The sequence below is a fragment of the Klebsiella sp. PL-2018 genome (assembly GCF_019048985.1).
GTDB classification, from domain to species: Bacteria; Pseudomonadota; Gammaproteobacteria; order Enterobacterales; family Enterobacteriaceae; genus Klebsiella; species Klebsiella michiganensis.
Genome location: NZ_CP077673.1, coordinates 3,653,404 through 3,669,189 on the forward strand (window position 1 = coordinate 3,653,404; position 15,786 = coordinate 3,669,189).

General features: G+C 57.9%; 15 protein-coding genes. 7 read left to right on the plus strand and 8 right to left on the minus strand.

Features of this window, described 5'->3' with window-relative positions:
- Positions 1-103: 103 nt before the first annotated feature.
- The gene (gene hpxD / locus MKleb_RS17045) at positions 104-1,141 is read left to right on the plus strand and encodes a molybdenum cofactor-independent xanthine hydroxylase subunit HpxD (RefSeq protein WP_014228754.1); all 1,038 of its coding nucleotides are present in this window, start codon (positions 104-106) and stop codon (positions 1,139-1,141) included.
- A gap of 13 nt (positions 1,142-1,154) precedes the next feature.
- A complete protein-coding gene (locus MKleb_RS17050; RefSeq protein ID WP_025106217.1) occupies positions 1,155-2,123 on the plus strand; it encodes a PDR/VanB family oxidoreductase in 969 nt (322 codons plus the stop codon).
- Between the two features lie 10 nt (positions 2,124-2,133).
- On the opposite strand, the gene MKleb_RS17055 is transcribed toward MKleb_RS17050, so the two are convergent.
- The 5 genes from MKleb_RS17055 to leuO all read right to left on the minus strand — a co-directional run bounded on the left by MKleb_RS17055 (position 2,134) and on the right by leuO (position 7,976).
- Positions 2,134-3,162, minus strand: a complete 1,029-nt coding sequence (locus tag MKleb_RS17055; protein WP_025106216.1) for an ABC transporter ATP-binding protein — start codon at positions 3,160-3,162, stop codon at positions 2,134-2,136.
- On the minus strand, positions 3,163-4,737 hold the full coding sequence (locus tag MKleb_RS17060) for an ABC transporter permease (protein WP_217076021.1): 1,575 nt from the start codon (positions 4,735-4,737) through the stop codon (positions 3,163-3,165).
- Positions 4,738-4,760: 23 nt separating this feature from the next.
- Entirely contained in the window at positions 4,761-5,777 is a 1,017-nt protein-coding gene (locus tag MKleb_RS17065; RefSeq protein WP_025106214.1) for an iron ABC transporter substrate-binding protein, read from the minus strand.
- 261 nt (positions 5,778-6,038) lie between these two features.
- Positions 6,039-6,548 (minus strand): hypothetical protein, encoded by a 510-nt coding sequence (locus MKleb_RS17070; protein WP_392388740.1) that lies wholly within the window; start codon positions 6,546-6,548, stop codon positions 6,039-6,041.
- A gap of 480 nt (positions 6,549-7,028) precedes the next feature.
- The gene (leuO, locus tag MKleb_RS17075) at positions 7,029-7,976 is read right to left on the minus strand and encodes a transcriptional regulator LeuO (RefSeq protein ID WP_009653505.1); all 948 of its coding nucleotides are present in this window, start codon (positions 7,974-7,976) and stop codon (positions 7,029-7,031) included.
- Positions 7,977-8,884: 908 nt separating this feature from the next.
- Here leuO and MKleb_RS17080 point away from each other — a divergent pair.
- The 5 genes from MKleb_RS17080 to MKleb_RS17100 all read left to right on the plus strand — a co-directional run bounded on the left by MKleb_RS17080 (position 8,885) and on the right by MKleb_RS17100 (position 13,311).
- A complete protein-coding gene (locus MKleb_RS17080) occupies positions 8,885-9,265 on the plus strand; it encodes a hypothetical protein (RefSeq protein ID WP_014228747.1) in 381 nt (126 codons plus the stop codon).
- 46 nt (positions 9,266-9,311) lie between these two features.
- Positions 9,312-11,336 (plus strand): protein-disulfide reductase DsbD family protein, encoded by a 2,025-nt coding sequence (locus MKleb_RS17085; RefSeq protein ID WP_025106212.1) that lies wholly within the window; start codon positions 9,312-9,314, stop codon positions 11,334-11,336.
- Positions 11,337-11,342: 6 nt separating this feature from the next.
- A complete protein-coding gene (locus tag MKleb_RS17090; protein ID WP_025106211.1) occupies positions 11,343-12,065 on the plus strand; it encodes a DsbA family protein in 723 nt (240 codons plus the stop codon).
- A 44-nt stretch (positions 12,066-12,109) separates the two neighbouring features.
- Positions 12,110-12,868 carry a thiol:disulfide interchange protein DsbG gene (dsbG, locus tag MKleb_RS17095; RefSeq protein ID WP_025106210.1) on the plus strand — a complete coding sequence of 253 codons (759 nt, stop codon included), beginning with the start codon at positions 12,110-12,112 and terminating at the stop codon, positions 12,866-12,868.
- A 107-nt stretch (positions 12,869-12,975) separates the two neighbouring features.
- Positions 12,976-13,311, plus strand: coding sequence for a gamma-glutamylcyclotransferase family protein (locus MKleb_RS17100; RefSeq protein ID WP_014228743.1), 336 nt, complete (start codon positions 12,976-12,978; stop codon positions 13,309-13,311).
- 43 nt (positions 13,312-13,354) lie between these two features.
- On the opposite strand, the gene MKleb_RS17105 is transcribed toward MKleb_RS17100, so the two are convergent.
- From MKleb_RS17105 to MKleb_RS17115, 3 genes are all read right to left on the minus strand, one after another.
- Positions 13,355-14,383 carry an LLM class flavin-dependent oxidoreductase gene (locus MKleb_RS17105; protein WP_217076023.1) on the minus strand — a complete coding sequence of 343 codons (1,029 nt, stop codon included), beginning with the start codon at positions 14,381-14,383 and terminating at the stop codon, positions 13,355-13,357.
- Positions 14,384-14,575: 192 nt separating this feature from the next.
- Positions 14,576-14,953, minus strand: a complete 378-nt coding sequence (locus MKleb_RS17110; protein WP_025106209.1) for a RidA family protein — start codon at positions 14,951-14,953, stop codon at positions 14,576-14,578.
- 579 nt (positions 14,954-15,532) lie between these two features.
- Positions 15,533-15,754 carry a cold shock domain-containing protein gene (locus tag MKleb_RS17115; protein WP_004849645.1) on the minus strand — a complete coding sequence of 74 codons (222 nt, stop codon included), beginning with the start codon at positions 15,752-15,754 and terminating at the stop codon, positions 15,533-15,535.
- Positions 15,755-15,786 lie beyond the last annotated feature (32 nt).

Below are 15,786 nucleotides of genomic sequence, written 5' to 3' on the forward strand. Positions count from 1 at the left end.
CAACGGCTGGATGAATTCTTACTGATGGATGTCAACACCCTAATATGACAACAATAAACTCACAACAATTAAACAAATGTTTTTGTGAGCAGGAAGAGAAGCCATGAACAGACCACAACCCACCCCACCCGCCCATTGCACCTTTGAGCCGGAGGACTGGCTGCGCCTGGCGAAATGCTGGCACCCGGTCGCCCGCGCCTGCGATATCGGCCCCGCGCCGGTAAAAGCCACCCTGCTTGATGAGCAGCTGGTGATCTATCGTATTAAGGGCCAGGTGGTGGTCGCTCGCGACGTCTGTCCCCACCGCGGCGTGCCGCTGACGCTCGGCTTTCACGATGAAGAAGGGATCGTCTGCCCGTACCACGGCCTGCGCTTCGGCGAAGATGGCCGCTGTAACCGTATCCCGTCCAGCCCCGACCAGCCGGTACCGGCGAAGCTCAACCTCACCAGCTTTGCGGTTGAGGAGCGCTATGGCCTGATCTGGACCTGCCTGGCCTTCGACCCGGAGAACCCGATGCCGCTGCCGGTGATGCCGCACTGGCACGACGACGGCTTTCAGCAAATCAACTGCCCGGCCTTTGAGGTCAACGGCTTTGCGGGACGCCAGGTCGAGGGCTTTCTGGATGTCGCCCATTTCGCCTGGATCCATACCGATACTTTCGCCGACCCGGATAACCAGGTGGTGCCGAACTATAACCCGCAGGAGACGTCGTTTGGTTTTATCGCCGATTACTGGAGTTCGGTCGGCAACTATCCCGCCAGCTCCGAGTTTCGCGCGCCGGAGGGCTTCCAGTGGCTGCGTCATTTCGAGATGCATCTGCCGTTTACCGCCACCCTGACGATTCATTTTCCCGGTGAGGCCAGGCTGGTGATTATGAACGCCGCCTCGCCGGTTTCCTCGCGGATAACCCGGATGTTCGCGCCCATCGCGCGTAATTTCGATCTGCACGTGCCGGTAGAGGATGTTCACGCCTTTAATCTGCGCGTCTTTGAGGAAGATCGCCTGATGGTGGAGACCCAGCGCCCGGAGAGACTGCCGCTGGATTTAACGCTCGAAGCGCATATCCCCGCCGATCGCAGCTCCATCGCCTATCGCCGCGGACTGAAAAAAATGGGCTTCGGCGACTTTTTCCTCGTTTAAGTGGAGAGCCATCATGAGCGATGTAGTAGAGGTTATCGTTGACGGCCTCTGGCGCCAGGGCGGCCAGAACCTCGCCGTCAGGCTGGTGGCGCGGGACGGGCGACCGCTCCCCGCCTGGCAGCCCGGCGCGCATATTGATGTTCATCTGCCGTGCGGCATTATCCGCCAGTATTCGCTGACCGGCCCGGAGGACGCAGACGACGGCTACCTGATCTGCGTGGCGCTGGAGAAAGCGTCACGCGGCGGTTCGCGCTATATCCATCAGCAGCTGCGCCCCGGCCAGACGCTGTTGATTTCTCCCCCGCGCAATCTGTTTCCCTTACGGGCGGCGGAGCGGGTGACGCTGCTGGCCGCCGGTATCGGCATTACGCCGCTGTACGCAATGGCGCTAAGGCTGGAGGCGGAGGGCGTGCCGTTTACGCTGCACTATTACCTGAAAAATCGCGCCCAGGGGGCGTTTGTCCGCGAACTACAGCGGCGATTCCGCGCCGAAAGCGTGGTGATTCACAGCTCTTGCGAAGGAGACAGCGCCCGGCAGCATTTAGCCACCGCGCTGAACAAGACGCATACCGGATATCCGATTTATCTCTGCGGGCCAGAGGGATTTATGGCCGCCGCGCGCCGGGTCGCCATGGAACAGGGCTGGGCGGAAACGCTGATCCATAGCGAAGCCTTTCAGCCTGTCGCGATGCCCGCCGGCGCTGAGGAGGGAGAAACGTTTAGCGTGACGCTTGCGTCCTCGGGAGAGCGGTGGCCGGTGCCCCCGCATAAGACCATCGCCCAGGTGCTCCAGGAGAACGGCGTCGCCGTCCCCCTCTCCTGCGAGATGGGGATTTGCGGCGCCTGCCTGACGCCGGTTATCGAGGGGGTTGTCGACCACCGCGACACCGTGCAGTCGGAGGCGGAGAAATCCGCCGGCGCGCAGCAGATCGCCCTGTGCTGCTCCCGCAGCCGGTCGGCGAATCTGTGCATTGATTTATAGCCCGTCGGCGCTAGCGGGCAAAGACCCGCGCCTCGCCCACCACCTCAATGCGTACCGCCGCCCCCGGCCGCCATAACTGCCGGCTGACGGTTTTGACGATCAGCGGCTCGCCCTGGCCGGGCATCGCCAGGGTTAACGTTGACAGGTGGCCGCTAAAGTCCACATCGCGTACGGTGAGCGGCTGTCCATCCGCCGGAGAGGGGGAAATAACCAGCTGCTCGGGGCGCAGCATGACCCTTCCCTGGCCGACGGCATGCGGATCATCGATTGAAATTTCGCCAATCGCACAGCGCGCCCGCCCGCCGCGAAGCTCGGCGGGCAGCACCAGCGCATCGCCGAGAAATAGCGCGGTCTCTTCATCGACGGGACGGCTGTAGACCTCATACGGCGTGCCGACCTGGGCAAAACGTCCCTGGCGCATCACCGCGACCTGGCTGGCAAAGGAGAGCGCTTCATTCTGATCGTGAGTCACCAGAATCGACGCGACCCCGGCCTGCGCCAGTAAATCGGCGGTGGCTTTGCGCGTGGCCGCGCGCAGCCCGGTATCGAGGGCGGAAAAAGGCTCATCCAGCAGCATCAGCGCGGGCCGCTGCGCCAGCGCGCGCGCCAGGGCTACGCGCTGCTGCTGACCGCCGGAGATTTCGTGCGGCCAGTGGTTCGCCAGTTGACGGTCCAGCGACACCCTCTCCATCAGCGCCGCCACCTGCTGATATGTCTCCTGCCGGCTGCCGTCGAGGCCCCAGGCGATATTGTCCGCGACGTTCAGATGGGGGAACAGCGCGCCCTCCTGCGGCACGTAGCCCACCCCGCGCAGGTGGGCGGGAATAAATGTCCCCTGCGCAAACAGCGTGCGCCCCTGCATAACAATGCGTCCGCTATCCGGCGTTTCGAAACCCGCGAGGATCCGCAGCAGCGTGGTTTTACCGGAGCCGGAGGGGCCAACGATCGCCGTCCGGCTGCCTGCGGCCACCGTCAGATTCAGGTTTTCGAGCACCCGCGTACCGGCAAAAGATTTTGAGATTGAGGAGAGTTCAAGCATTTACAGGCCTGCGATTTTTTTCGACTGGATATAGAGAATGCCGGTCAGCGGCAGCGAAAGCAGAATCATCAGCATCGCGTAAGGCGCGGCGGCGACGTAATCAATTTCGCTGGTTAGCGCCCAGAAGCCGGTCGACAGCGTGCGGGTGCCGAGCGGAGAGAGCAGCAGCGTGGCGGTCAACTCATTGGTGATGCCGAGAAACACCAGCGCCGCCGCTGCCGCCGCGCCCGGCGCCGCCAGCCGCATGGTCACGCTCCACAGCGCCCGGCCGGGGCTGCGGCCCAAACTGCGGGCGACGTTTTCCAGCTCCACGGGGGCCTGCGCGATGCCGGCGCGCAGGTTGACCAGCGCCCGGGGCATAAACATCAGCAGCCAGGCGAGCAGCAGCGTGACCTCGGTCTGATAGATGGGGCGCGCGTAGTGAATGGTGACCGTCACCAGCGCCAGCGCCGTCACGATGCCGGGCAGAGAGCTGGTCATGTAGTTACACCCCTCCAGCAGTCGAATAAGACGCTGCGGATAGCGAACGCCCAGCCAGGCAATGGGAATAGCGCAGGCGGTGGTGAGGAGAGCGCCCACCGCGCCGAGCAGCAGCGTTTGTCGCAGGGAGAGCCAGAGGTCGGCGTTTAACCAGTTCTCCACGCCGCCCAGCCATAGCCAGCGGCAGAGCACCATCAGCGGAACGCCCAGCGCCAGCATCACCAGCGTCAGCAGCGCGAGCTGGAGAGGGATCGTCGCCAGCCGGCCCAGCGGCTGCCGCTGCTGTTCGCGCGCGGCGCCCGAACCGATGCGGGCATAGCGCGCTTTCCCCCGCGACGCCCCTTCCAGCAGCAAAATAGCCAGACAGCAGATCGCCAGCACTCCGGCCAGCATGTTCGCCGCCGGGCCGCTGAAGGTTGACTGGAACTGGTCATAGATGGCGGTGGTAAAGGTATCAAAACGCACCATCGCGAACAGGCCAAACTCCGCCAGCAGATGCAGCGCCACCAGCAGCGCGCCGCCGCATATCGCCAGCCTGAGCTGGGGCAAAACCACGCGGAAATAGATCCGCCACGGCGGCGTACCTAATGAGGCGGCAACATCTTCCAGCGTCGGGTCCAGCCGCCGCAGAACGGCGGCAACCGGCATATAGATAAACGGGTAGTAGGCCAGCAGCGAAAGAAACACCCCGGCAGAGAGGCCGTGCATTGCCGGCACCGCGCTGACCCAGGCGTAGCTTTGCACAAAGGCCGGGATCGCCAGCGGCGCTACCGCCAGCACCGACCAGAGCCGCCGCCCCGCCAGCAGCGTGCGCTCCGTCAGCCAGGCCAGGCCAACGCCCAGCGCAATGCACAGGGGTACCGTCAGCGCGATAAGCCACAGGGTATTGCTTAACAGCTCAGCGACGCGCGGGCGAAAGACCAGCGCCTGGATTGTCTCCCAGCCGGTATCGACCCCTACGGCAATAACAAAACCCGGCGGCAAAAGCGCCAGCAGAGAAAACAGAACGGCTAACGCGATCATCGGAAAAGCAGGACGCCTGCGCTCGGGCAGGCGTTGGGCTTTTTTTCCGAGCGCGAAACTCAGAGAAGACATAGCGTGTTCACTTTAACGGACGATTACAGCAGGCCAGCCTGGGTCATCAAATCAACCACTTTTTTGCTGTTCAGCGAAGACGGCTCAACCTTCGGCGCCTCTAACGCTTTCAGCGGCGTAAGCTTCGGGTTGGACGCGGCGTTGACGCCAACGGCGTATTCAAAGGCGTTATTGGTGCGCAGTTCATCCTGTCCCTGCTTGCCGGTGATCCACTTGATAAAGGCCTGAGCCTGTTCCTGATGTTTGCTGGAGGCCAGCACGCCGCCGCCGGAAATGCTGACAAAGGCGCCCGGATCCTGGTTTTTAAAGTAGTGGAGACGGGTATTTTTGCTGTTCTCGCCGGTTTTCGCCTGATCGACAAAGCGGTAGTAATGATAGATAACGCCGCCATCAATCTGACCGGCATTCACCGCTTTCATCACCGTGCTGTTGCCCTTGTAGGCCACAAAATTGGTTTTCATCGCTTTAAGCCATGCCAGGGTTTCCTGCTCGCCTTTCAGCGCCAGCATGGCGCTGACGATGGCCTGAAAATCCGCGCCGGATGGCGAAGCGGCCCAGCGCCCTTTCCACTGCGGCTGCGCCAGATCCATCAGGGATGTCGGCAGTTGCGCTTCGCTGATTTTCGCCGGGTTATAGACGAATACGGTGCTGCGGGCGGCAATGCCTATCCAGCGACCGTGCTCAGGGCGGTACTGCGGGGCGACCTGCTGAAGGGTCTCGGCCGCCAGCGGCGCAAACAGCTTCGCGTTATCCACCAGCACCATCGCCGGGGAGTTTTCGGTCAGAAAGACATCCGCCGGGGATGCCGTCCCCTCCTGCACCAGCTGATTACCCAGCTCGCTGTCGCCGCCGTTACGCAGCGTCACTTTAATTCCCGTCTCTTTGGTAAAGCCGTCAACCCAGGACTTCACCAGATTTTCATGCTGCGCGTTGTAGACCACAATCCCGTCGCTGCTGGCCGCCGCCAGCGCCTGCGGGGCAATAAACGCGGAAGAAGCCATCAATGCAGCGGAGCAATAAGACACCAGACGAAAACGCATAAACTAATCCTTAATAGAGGTGGGCGAAGAGTCACTGGCCGCCGGCCGGCAAGGATTAAATCACAGAGGAATGTGAATGATAATGCAAACAATTACCATCTAATGAAAAAAGTGAAATGTACTGAGCGCGGGCGGATAAGGGCGAGAAAAATGCTATAAAAAAATAACCGTCGCGGTGAAGATTAAAATAACCTTAAGATGACTTCATTTTTTATTACGGTTCTTTCAAAGCCCCACAGCGGGCGGGTTTTCGCCACTGTATTAGCGAAAACTCCACTGTATGCTCACCACAAAGACGGCGGGAAGAATAATTCCGCTTTCAACGCCGAAATAATTGGTAAAGTTGTACTGAAAACCATGATAAATATAGGGAGAAAAGCCGATGCCGGTGGCGTCTTTAAAATCCTTATAAGAACCATGATCGCCGCAGTGCTCGAAGGCCGAGAAAAAAAACTCGCCAACGTAGCCATAAATTCCCTTAAACACCCAGCCGTTGCCCAACGAGGCCCAGTCGCGGCGAACCCCCAGCGCAATGCAGCGATCGTCAAAGCTGTTTTTCATCGTTCCGGCCAGCAGGCTGTACGGCGAATCTTCGGAGAACCTGCGCTCAACGGAGGCAAACTGGTTGTCAAAACCTTCGGTGTACTGGCCGTGGTTGTTCGACAGATGGTAAATCCAGGAGCCGGTATTAACCGAATACAGGTTGATTTCATCCGCCTGCAGGGCCGTCGATGACATCATCAGGGCGGCGACGGCCACCGCAGGCTTCATCATTTTTCTGCGCATCAACATCATCCCCTGGTTCAGGCGTCGGCCCGGCTGGATAATAAGAGTATATACCCGTCGTCTTTCAAGTTGCTTTTTTGTTGGCTACGTTCGTTCACCCCAGTCACTTACTTGAGTAAATTCCTGGGGATTAATGAGAGGCTCCAGCTCTCACCGGCGGCCAGCCTTCGGCTGGTCAAATTCGTTCCCGACGAATTTGTCTCTCTCTTGCCGCCTCAAAGCAAATCGAAATCCATTGGGTACAGAAACCGCCGGTTGGCTCTGCCGGAGAAATGCGCGATTTTCGGTAAATAGATTTTTTAATGAAATTCTGGCGGGTTAAATTTATTAATACAGCGTATTTTATCCGGTCATCAGTGCCTGATGAACAAGAATAAAGGAGGGATCTTAATTAATTTTCAGGGCGAGAGTTGAGCGTGAATAATAAAATACCTGGCGTCTTACCAGGCATTTCTTCAGGTCTATTTAGCGCTGGCAAATTTTTATTAGCAGCTCCGCCATCCAGCGATGGCTTCTCTCCTGGCCCGCCGTTTCATGCCACGAAAGATAGCAGGTACGGCTGTCCATTTCTAAAGGCAGCGGCAGCAGCTGTAGCGCAAACTGCTCTTCAAACTCTTTCGCCAGCCATTCCGGCGCGATAGCCACCATATTGGTTTGCGACACCACGCTCAACACGCTGACCATCGCGTTACCGTGAAAAGCGACGCAGGCCCGCTGCTCTTCAGAGCTATACCAGGGATAGCTGAAGGAGGCGTAGCGATCCAGCGCGACGGTGGCGTGCTGCTCGCGATAAATATCCTCCTCGCTCAGCGGCGATGCGATACGCGGATGGTTGCGCCTGGCCACCAGCACCATTCGGTCATGGAACAGCGGGATGCTGGTAAATTCCGGATGATTGAATTTGTTGTAATCGAGTACAAATTCCACCTCCTGATAGCGCAGCTGATTTGTCACCTGCTGACTTAGCGAAGATTTAAAGGAAAGAGTGACCCTGGGAGCAATCTCGCTGATTTTGTTAAAAATAAGCGGAGTCAGGTAGTTATCCAGCGGGCTACAGACGCAAAGGTTGTAATTACGTTCGCAGTCCAGCGGGTCGAAAAGCGTATCCGGCAGCTCATTTTGCACCAGCGACAGCGCGCGACGAACTGAGCTAAACAGTTGAAAGGCGCGCTCCGTCGGTTTTATCCCGCGGCCGTTGCGGACGAACAGTTCATCCTTAAACAGCACCTTCAGGCGAGAGACCGCGCTGCTGACCGCCGGCTGAGACATGCCCAGCGTGTGCGCCGCTTTGGTTAAGCTTTGCTCCTGCATAACGGTATCAAAAATGGTTAACAGGTTAAGATCGACTTTCCGCAAGACGGGCTGCCGGACTTTCGGTTCAGAGGTTGCTTTAGATGTTGTATTTTCACTCATGTAGGGAACTCCACCAGCACATTAATCAGCGATTCTGCTTCGTAACACTGAGACCTTTCGCCAAAGGAAAAAAATGGGCAGATAAATCACCATCGGCCCCAGCAGCCATGTGTTATCGGTTTCCAGCAGCACGCTCAAATGTATGAAACTTATTATCAAAATGGTAAACAGTAAAAGAATATGAAACGTATTATGTTTTCTGGAGAAAACGGCATAGCGGTAAAGCATTCTTTTTTCCTTCGTTCACTCCTTGAACAAGGGAGAATACCATATAAAAAGTGATGAAATTTCTGAAAAATACGCGACTAAATCCTAATAAGTAGATTCACATTAAAATTATTCAGATTTGCTTAGGTAAATCTTAAACACTCCAAATTCAGATATTCCTTTGCCGGGGCAGTCGCGATAAAACCAGGCAATCACATTCCGTCGCGAGTAATAGCGAGAGAAGAGAAATTATTTCACAGGCAATAATAACGGCTATGTAGCAATAGCAGGAAAGAGATCTAAAAGGAGTGATAAAAGATGTTCAGAGGTGTGTTCAACAGAAGCGGGAGACTTTATTACCGATACCACGCAGATTCGCTAAGCAAGTGTTGGGCCGCCATCGAGGCCTCGAACCCCGTTCCCTACAACGTACGTCGTTCGCTCTTCCAGATGAGCTAATGGCGGTCAGGCGCTAAGCAGTCACGTCCGGCAGCGGCGTGCCGGTACCGCTTAGCGACGCGAATAGTAGCCGGATGCATCAACGCTGTAAATAATATAAATGTACGAAATACCTGAACGCCCGCCTTTCCGCCGCATACGCCGGCAACGTTATCCATCCAGACAAAACCTTACACGCCAGCCTCTTGTACATTGATAAGGATTGTTTATGATCCTCGGGTTCTGTCTTGTCCTGGTACCCTATGCACAATCGTCGGCTTCCTGGTAAATGGTTTTTGATACTGACCTGCCTGGTCATGGCATTCTGCCTTGTTCAGCGGGCGGCCTATCTGCACCATTTTTTGGCCGATGTCGGCGCCGGCACGCAGGCGATACCCTTCAGCGCGCAGGCCCAGCAGCCGTCTTCTGAGGAGGCTGAGCCAGGCCCCTCGCCCTGTCAGCTGAGCGCTAAATCCCTGCTCTGCGCGCAGCCGCTATTCTTTGATGGCGCCTTACCTGCCGTCATACTCTTCCTCGCCCTGCTTCAGCTGCTCACCGCAGGGCGTCCGGTGGTTTTCCGGGACGATCCCGTCCGGCCGCCCACGCTGCGAATACACCTTAAAAACTGCGTTTTCCGTGAATGAAAAAATCGTTCTTAAACGATTAATTTTTTAATTCACGGAGAAAAAAATGCTGAATATCTTCAGGGGCTTCGTCTTCCTGTTGCTGGCCTGCGCGGGCGTTGCCCACGGGGCGGACACCGGATGGCTGACATCCCCGCAAAACGACCATGCCCGGATCCGCTTCCAGGCGGAAAAAGGAAACGATCGGATCGACGGACTGCTCTCTATTGAGCTGGCCTCCGGCTGGAAAACCTACTGGCGCTCGCCGGGCGAAGGCGGCGTCGCCCCGCAAATCATCTGGAACAACGGGGAACAGGCGCGGTGGTACTGGCCTGCCCCGTCAAGATTCAAGATTTCCGGCCTGACGACCCAGGGCTACCATGACCGGGTCGCGATCCCGATGACGATCGCCGCCGCCCCCGGCGACGTGCTGGAAGGCACGCTTACGCTATCGACCTGCAGCAACGTCTGTCTGCTGACCGACTACCGGCTGCGTCTCGATTTCAATCAGCCCGCGGACGGCGATTTCCGGGGCGCCTTTGCCCGGGCCATGCGCACTGTCCCGGCAGATACCGGCGTGACCAACGATCTTGCCGCGCATCGGGTCGGGAGCCAGCTGGTCATCACCGCCACCGCGACCGGCGAATGGAAAAACCCCGGGATCTATTTTGACCCTATGGACGGGGGAATTGTGGCCGGCGATCCGGACATTCGCGCCGAGGGCAGCCACCTCAAGGTGACGGTACCGGTCACCGACGAATGGGGAGAAATACCCGCCACGCTGGCAGGAAAAGCGCTGTCGTTGGTGCTGACAAATGGTGAAAAAGCGCAGCAGATAAACCTTACGACTGGCGCGGATCTCGCCCCGGCGGCGACGGTTAGTCTCGGGAAAATAGTGCTTTTCGCGCTGCTCGGCGGCTTAATCCTTAACCTGATGCCGTGCGTATTGCCGGTGATGGGCATGAAGCTCAGCGCGGTGCTGCAGGCCGGTTCAGACCGGGGCATGGTCAGGCTGCGTTTTCTGGCCACCAGCGCGGGTATTCTGACCTCGTTTGCTCTGCTGGCGCTGATGGTGACGATACTGAAGCTCACCGGCGCATCGCTGGGCTGGGGGATCCAGTTTCAGAATCCCTGGTTTATCGGCTTAATGGTTGCCGTCACCTTTCTCTTTTCGCTGAACCTTTTCGGGGTAGTCGAGATGCTGCTTCCCTCGGCAGCCGTGAGCCGGATGGCGACCGCCGGCAGCACCGGGATGGCGGGCAGCTTCTGCGAGGGCGTTTTTGCCACCCTGCTGGCAACGCCCTGCTCGGCTCCCTTCCTGGGCACGGCCGTCGCTTTCGCGCTTGCCGCTCCGCTTCAGGAGCTGTGGCTGATTTTTCTGGTGCTCGGGCTGGGGATGGCTGCGCCGTGGCTGTTCGTCGCCCTGTTCCCGCAAACCGCCGCCCTGCTCCCCCGCCCCGGCCGCTGGATGAACACCCTGAAAATGGCGCTTGGCGTCATGATGCTGGCCTCCAGCCTCTGGCTGACGACGCTGCTCGGCCTGCACCTGGGCGAAACGGCGAGCGGCATGCTGACGCTTGCCCTCACCGTGGCGGCCCCGATCGCCTTGTTAGTCGCTCGTCCGCGAGCGACGCCAGCCTTCTGGCTGGTGATTATCGCGCTGGCGGCGTTTGCCGGTTTTCAGGTTCGCGGCCTGCTCGCTGAGGGTGCCATCGTCTCGTCGCCGGAGGCTAACGCTCAGCAAATTCGCTGGCAGCCACTCAGCGAGGCGGCCATCCAGAGCGCGCTGGCGGATGGCAAACGGGTGTTTATCGATATCTCAGCCGACTGGTGCGTCACGTGCAAAGTCAATGAACACCGGGTGTTAAATCAGCCCGCCATCATCAGCGCGTTGGCTGAGCCGGATGTCGTTGCGCTGCGCGGCGACTGGAGCAAGCCCTCTGAGCCGATCGCCCGTTTCCTGCAAAGCCGAAATCGTTACGCCATTCCCTTCAATCAGGTCTACGGTCCAGGCGTGCCGCAAGGAGAGACGCTCCCGCCGCTGCTCGATCAACAAAGCGTCCTGAACGCGCTCACTCATGCCAGAGGTTAATTAACGATGAAAACTACGCTGCTCACTTTTCTTCTTCTCTCGGCGTCGTTGACGGCGTCAGCCTCGTCGCCGCTCACGCCGGCGCAGGAGGCTCGCGTGCAGGCACTGGTCCAGGAGACGCTGCTCAGCCATCCTGAAATTTTGGTCGCCGCGGCCGATAAGCTCGATCGGCAGAATGCCCGGGCGGAACAGGAATCGCTCAAGCAGGTGCTGTCGCAGTACGGCGATTTTCTCTTTCACGACCCCCACTCACCGCGAATCGGCGCGCAAAAGCCGAAGCTGACGCTGGTGGTCTTTACGGATCATAACTGTCCGTATTGTAAAAAGTTTGACCCCTATCTGGAGAAGATTGTGGAAAAATACCCGGATGTTGCGGTGATTTTTAAGTTTCTGCCCTGGCGCTCCGAAAGCTCAATGACCGCGGCCAGGGATGCGCTCACCCTGTGGCGCACGCATCCTGAACAGTTCGCCAAATTTAATGCGATCCTGATGGCAAAAAAGGGGTATCACGACGGCGCCAGCCTTGAGCAGGCGAAAAAAAAGGCGGGCGTCATCGTGGCTAAGCCGGATGCGCAAAGCCTGGAGACGATTCAGAAAAGCTTTTCTGTCGCCGAAAAGCTCGGCATTCAGGGAACGCCGGCCACGCTAATTGGCGATGAGATGCTGTCGGGCTGGATCCCCTGGGAGCAATTTGATGCCACAATCGGCGATGCGCTGAAAAAACAGTAACCCACGTCAGGGGGAGCGTTCCCCCTGCATTGAGAGGCGATATGATGAAATATATTTTCCTGCTGGCGGCCTGGATGATACCGGGCCTGGCGCTTGCGGAGGGGGCGATTCCCCAGATAGTTAAAGACTTTGGTGAACAGCAAGGGATCAAAATTATCAAGGAGATAGACTCCCCCGGCGGCGTAAAAGGCTGGGTCGGTCAGTATCAGGATATGGGGGTGACCCTGTTTTTAACCCCGGACGGAAAGCACGTCATTTCCGGGTATCTTTATGATGATAAAGGGCAAAACCTCAGCGAGGGGTATTTTAAAGAAGCGATCTATACCCCATTAGGCCGCGAAATGTGGAAGAAGCTGAACGATGCCCGGCCGCTCAAGGAGGGCGCGGATTCGGCGGCCCGAAAAGTTATCGTCTTCGCCGATCCGTTCTGCCCTTACTGCAAGACGTTCTGGTCGGCGGCGCAGCCGTGGGTAAAAGCCGGTAAGGTCCAGTTGAATACCCTGCTGGTTGCCTTTCTCAACCCGAATAGCGGCCGATACGCCACGGCAATCCTGAATGCCAAAGATCCGGTAGCCGCCTGGCAAGAGTATGAACTCTCCGGCGGCAAAAAAGTGCCGCGCTTTGACGGCGTGACGCCGCGCGAAACCTTTAATCTTCTTCAGCATAACCAAAAGCTGATGGATGATTTGGGCGCCAGCGCGACGCCGGCCATCTATTACATGAATGAACAGAATGAACTCCAGCAGGTGGTCGGCATGCCCGACAAGAAACAGCTGCTGGAGATGTTCGGACCTGAGCCCTGATGAAGAGCGGGCGTCCTACGGGGCGCCTTGCCAACCCCGGCCAGAGCTCGTATTTTAAGACCTGCTCTGCCCGTCCGGGCCTTCAACGCTTGAGTGATTGAGGAATAATGGAACGTTTATTTGTCTACGGCACGCTGCGTCCGGGCCACTCCAATGCCCATATTATGGACAACATTGGCGGCGAGTGGCTGCCCGGCTATGTGCAGGGTCTGTTTTATGAACGCGGCTGGGGAGCGGCGGCGGATTTTCCGGGGATCGTGCTCGACAACAACGGGCCTCGGGTCGACGGCTATCTGTTCCTGTCCGCGAATCTTAGCGCCCACTGGCCAATGCTGGATGCGTTTGAAGAGGGCTACGACCGCGTTGCCGTTGACGTTACCATGGAAGACGGCCAGCGCGTGACCGCCTGGATCTATCAGCTACAGCCAAAGGTCGCAGCGTAAAACCCTTTCGCCCCGCGCCTGCGGGGCGTCGCTCAGCGCGGGTTTATGCGTCGCGCCAGCCCATTGCCGGCGCAACGTGCTTCAGTATGGACTCAATCACGTGGGCGTTATACTCCACGCCCAGCTGGTTCGGCACCGTCAGCAACAGCGTATCCGCTTCGGCAATCGCCTCGTCCTGCTTCAACTGTTCGACCAGCTTATCCGGCTCGGCGGCGTAGCTGCGGCCAAAAATGGCGCGGGTCTTCTCGTCGAGAAAACCTATCGAATCGCTCTCGTCACGGCCTGAACCGAAATACATCCGGTCGCGATCGTTCATCAGAGCGAAAATGCTGCGGCTGACCGAAACCCGCGGCGTGCGCGTATGGCCCGCTTCTGCCCATGCCTCGCGATAGGCGCGGATCTGCTTCGCCTGCTGGATATGGAACGGCTCACCGGTTTCATCGTCTTTCAGCGTCGAACTTTGCAGGTTCATCCCCAGCGTTGCCGCCCATCTTGCCGTCGTATTCGAACCGGCGCCCCACCAGATTCGCTCGCGCAGCCCTTCAGAATATGGCTCAAGCCGCAGCAGTCCCGGCGGATTGGGGAACATGGGCTGCGGGTTAGGTTTCGCAAACCCCTCTCCGCGCAGCGCGTCCAGCAGCACTTCGGTGTGGCGGCGCGCCATGTCGGACTCGTTTTCGCCCTCGCCGGGAACATAACCAAAATAGCGCCAGCCATCGATCACCTGCTCCGGCGAGCCGCGGCTGATACCCAGCTGTAAACGGCCGCCGGAGATTAAATCCGCTGCGCCCGCATCCTCGGCCATATACAGCGGGTTTTCATAGCGCATATCAATAACGCCGGTGCCGATTTCAATACGTTTGGTTTTCGCCCCGACCGCTGCCAGCAGGGGAAACGGCGAGCTGAGCTGGCGGGCGAAATGATGCACCCTGAAATAGGCGCCATCCGCGCCCAGCTCTTCGGCGGCAACGGCGAGATCGATGGATTGCAGCAGCGCGTCAGCGGCCGAGCGCGTCCCGGACTGCGGCGACGGCGTCCAGTGACCAAATGACAAAAAGCCAATCTTTTTCATGACGTGGGTGTCCTGGGTTGCAGGGAGGTCGTTGGCAGGTGGCGCATAATGAAAAACGTGTCTGCCGCGTTATGCCTCTACTTTACGCATAACCAGGTGAGAATAAATATTGTTTGTTTAACCGAATGCATCAAATAAATTGATTGAGTCTGCCCGGCGGCGCAGACCGCGGCCCGGGCAATAAACAATGGCTCACAGGCCGAATATTGCCTCAATTTCAATTTTGAGATCCGCAGAAAACAGGCGGCTGACTTCTACGAGCGAGCTGGCGGGTAGATGATCGCCGTAGTTCCGGTAAAGCACTTTGCGCAATTCGTCGATTTCATCAAAAGAAGTGATAAAGATCGTGACTTTGATAAGAGAGGAAAAATCGATGCCTTCGGCGCGGGCAACGGTTCGTATCTGCGTAAAAACCTCCTCCGCCTGTGCGCCAATACCGGCCTGCTGCGCACGGGTGCCAAACGCGGTGAGCCCTGAAATATAGAGCGTGTTCCCGTGCTTAACCGAATGAACGTAGGGCGCCTTGACCTCGCCCAGTTCAGGGTAATTTTTTCGTACCATCCGACCCATACACTCCTCCTTATTTAACAAGAAACTGACTTGCCTCACTCGTTCGGCGGTCTTGTCGTCAGCCGCTAAACAGCGGCTGTTAAGGCTAATGGCGCGCGCTTTTCATGGCATCCTGCCTGCCCGGATTGCACGGTTCTTTTGTGCCTGGAAGATAAAATTTTCCGGACGAGTCAGGCTGCGTTCCGCCGGGGCAACCATCGCGTCCCGACGCGGTCGCGCTGCCATCAGAGCCATTGCCCCCATCCGAGTTATTCCCATTCCCGCCGTCGCCGCCATTCCCGCCGTTAGCGGCATAGGCTGAGCATGCGCACAGCATGAAGAAACACACCAAAAAGCGTCTGACCATCACTATCCCCTGTCATCGGATTTAAATACTGACTGAAAGCCGATGAATTGTACGCGCTTCCAGAATCCGTTGAACGCATTTCTGCCGCATCGCCGGATAAGAAAAACCGTACGCAACGCGGCTGTCGTTGCGCTCAGGGACAGGACATGGAATAAGGGAGGAAAATCCTGGGACAGGCCGTCGTGATATCGCCAGCACGGCTTTCGCTATCGCGGGCGTAACGCTATAAATCGTTATTTATCGCACAGTATGACATGGGTGGCGGCAGGGCCTTTGTCATCTCTATGGAGTATGGCATATTCAACTTTCTGGCCTTCAAACAGGGTATTAAAATTATCACCACGCAGCGCCGAGCAATGGACCGAGATATCTTTACCGCCATCGAGAGGTGAAATGAAACCAAATCCCTTCGACTCATTATACCACTTGACCAGACCTTTAATTCTTGAGGACATACTGACTCCAGTTGCGCATCAGGTAATTGACA

What these genes read in the sequence shown, in the direction of transcription:
- hpxD (WP_014228754.1), top strand. Translation starts at nt 104, where the DNA reads ATGAACAGACCACAACCCACCCCACCCGCCCATTGCACCTTTGAGCCG.
- MKleb_RS17050 (WP_025106217.1), top strand. Translation starts at nt 1,155, where the DNA reads ATGAGCGATGTAGTAGAGGTTATCGTTGACGGCCTCTGGCGCCAGGGC.
- MKleb_RS17055 (WP_025106216.1), bottom strand. Translation starts at nt 3,162, where the DNA reads ATGCTTGAACTCTCCTCAATCTCAAAATCTTTTGCCGGTACGCGGGTG.
- MKleb_RS17060 (WP_217076021.1), bottom strand. Translation starts at nt 4,737, where the DNA reads ATGTCTTCTCTGAGTTTCGCGCTCGGAAAAAAAGCCCAACGCCTGCCC.
- MKleb_RS17065 (WP_025106214.1), bottom strand. Translation starts at nt 5,777, where the DNA reads ATGCGTTTTCGTCTGGTGTCTTATTGCTCCGCTGCATTGATGGCTTCT.
- MKleb_RS17070 (WP_392388740.1), bottom strand. Translation starts at nt 6,548, where the DNA reads ATGAAGCCTGCGGTGGCCGTCGCCGCCCTGATGATGTCATCGACGGCC.
- leuO (WP_009653505.1), bottom strand. Translation starts at nt 7,976, where the DNA reads ATGAGTGAAAATACAACATCTAAAGCAACCTCTGAACCGAAAGTCCGG.
- MKleb_RS17080 (WP_014228747.1), top strand. Translation starts at nt 8,885, where the DNA reads ATGCACAATCGTCGGCTTCCTGGTAAATGGTTTTTGATACTGACCTGC.
- MKleb_RS17085 (WP_025106212.1), top strand. Translation starts at nt 9,312, where the DNA reads ATGCTGAATATCTTCAGGGGCTTCGTCTTCCTGTTGCTGGCCTGCGCG.
- MKleb_RS17090 (WP_025106211.1), top strand. Translation starts at nt 11,343, where the DNA reads ATGAAAACTACGCTGCTCACTTTTCTTCTTCTCTCGGCGTCGTTGACG.
- dsbG (WP_025106210.1), top strand. Translation starts at nt 12,110, where the DNA reads ATGAAATATATTTTCCTGCTGGCGGCCTGGATGATACCGGGCCTGGCG.
- MKleb_RS17100 (WP_014228743.1), top strand. Translation starts at nt 12,976, where the DNA reads ATGGAACGTTTATTTGTCTACGGCACGCTGCGTCCGGGCCACTCCAAT.
- MKleb_RS17105 (WP_217076023.1), bottom strand. Translation starts at nt 14,383, where the DNA reads ATGAAAAAGATTGGCTTTTTGTCATTTGGTCACTGGACGCCGTCGCCG.
- MKleb_RS17110 (WP_025106209.1), bottom strand. Translation starts at nt 14,953, where the DNA reads ATGGGTCGGATGGTACGAAAAAATTACCCTGAACTGGGCGAGGTCAAG.
- MKleb_RS17115 (WP_004849645.1), bottom strand. Translation starts at nt 15,754, where the DNA reads ATGTCCTCAAGAATTAAAGGTCTGGTCAAGTGGTATAATGAGTCGAAG.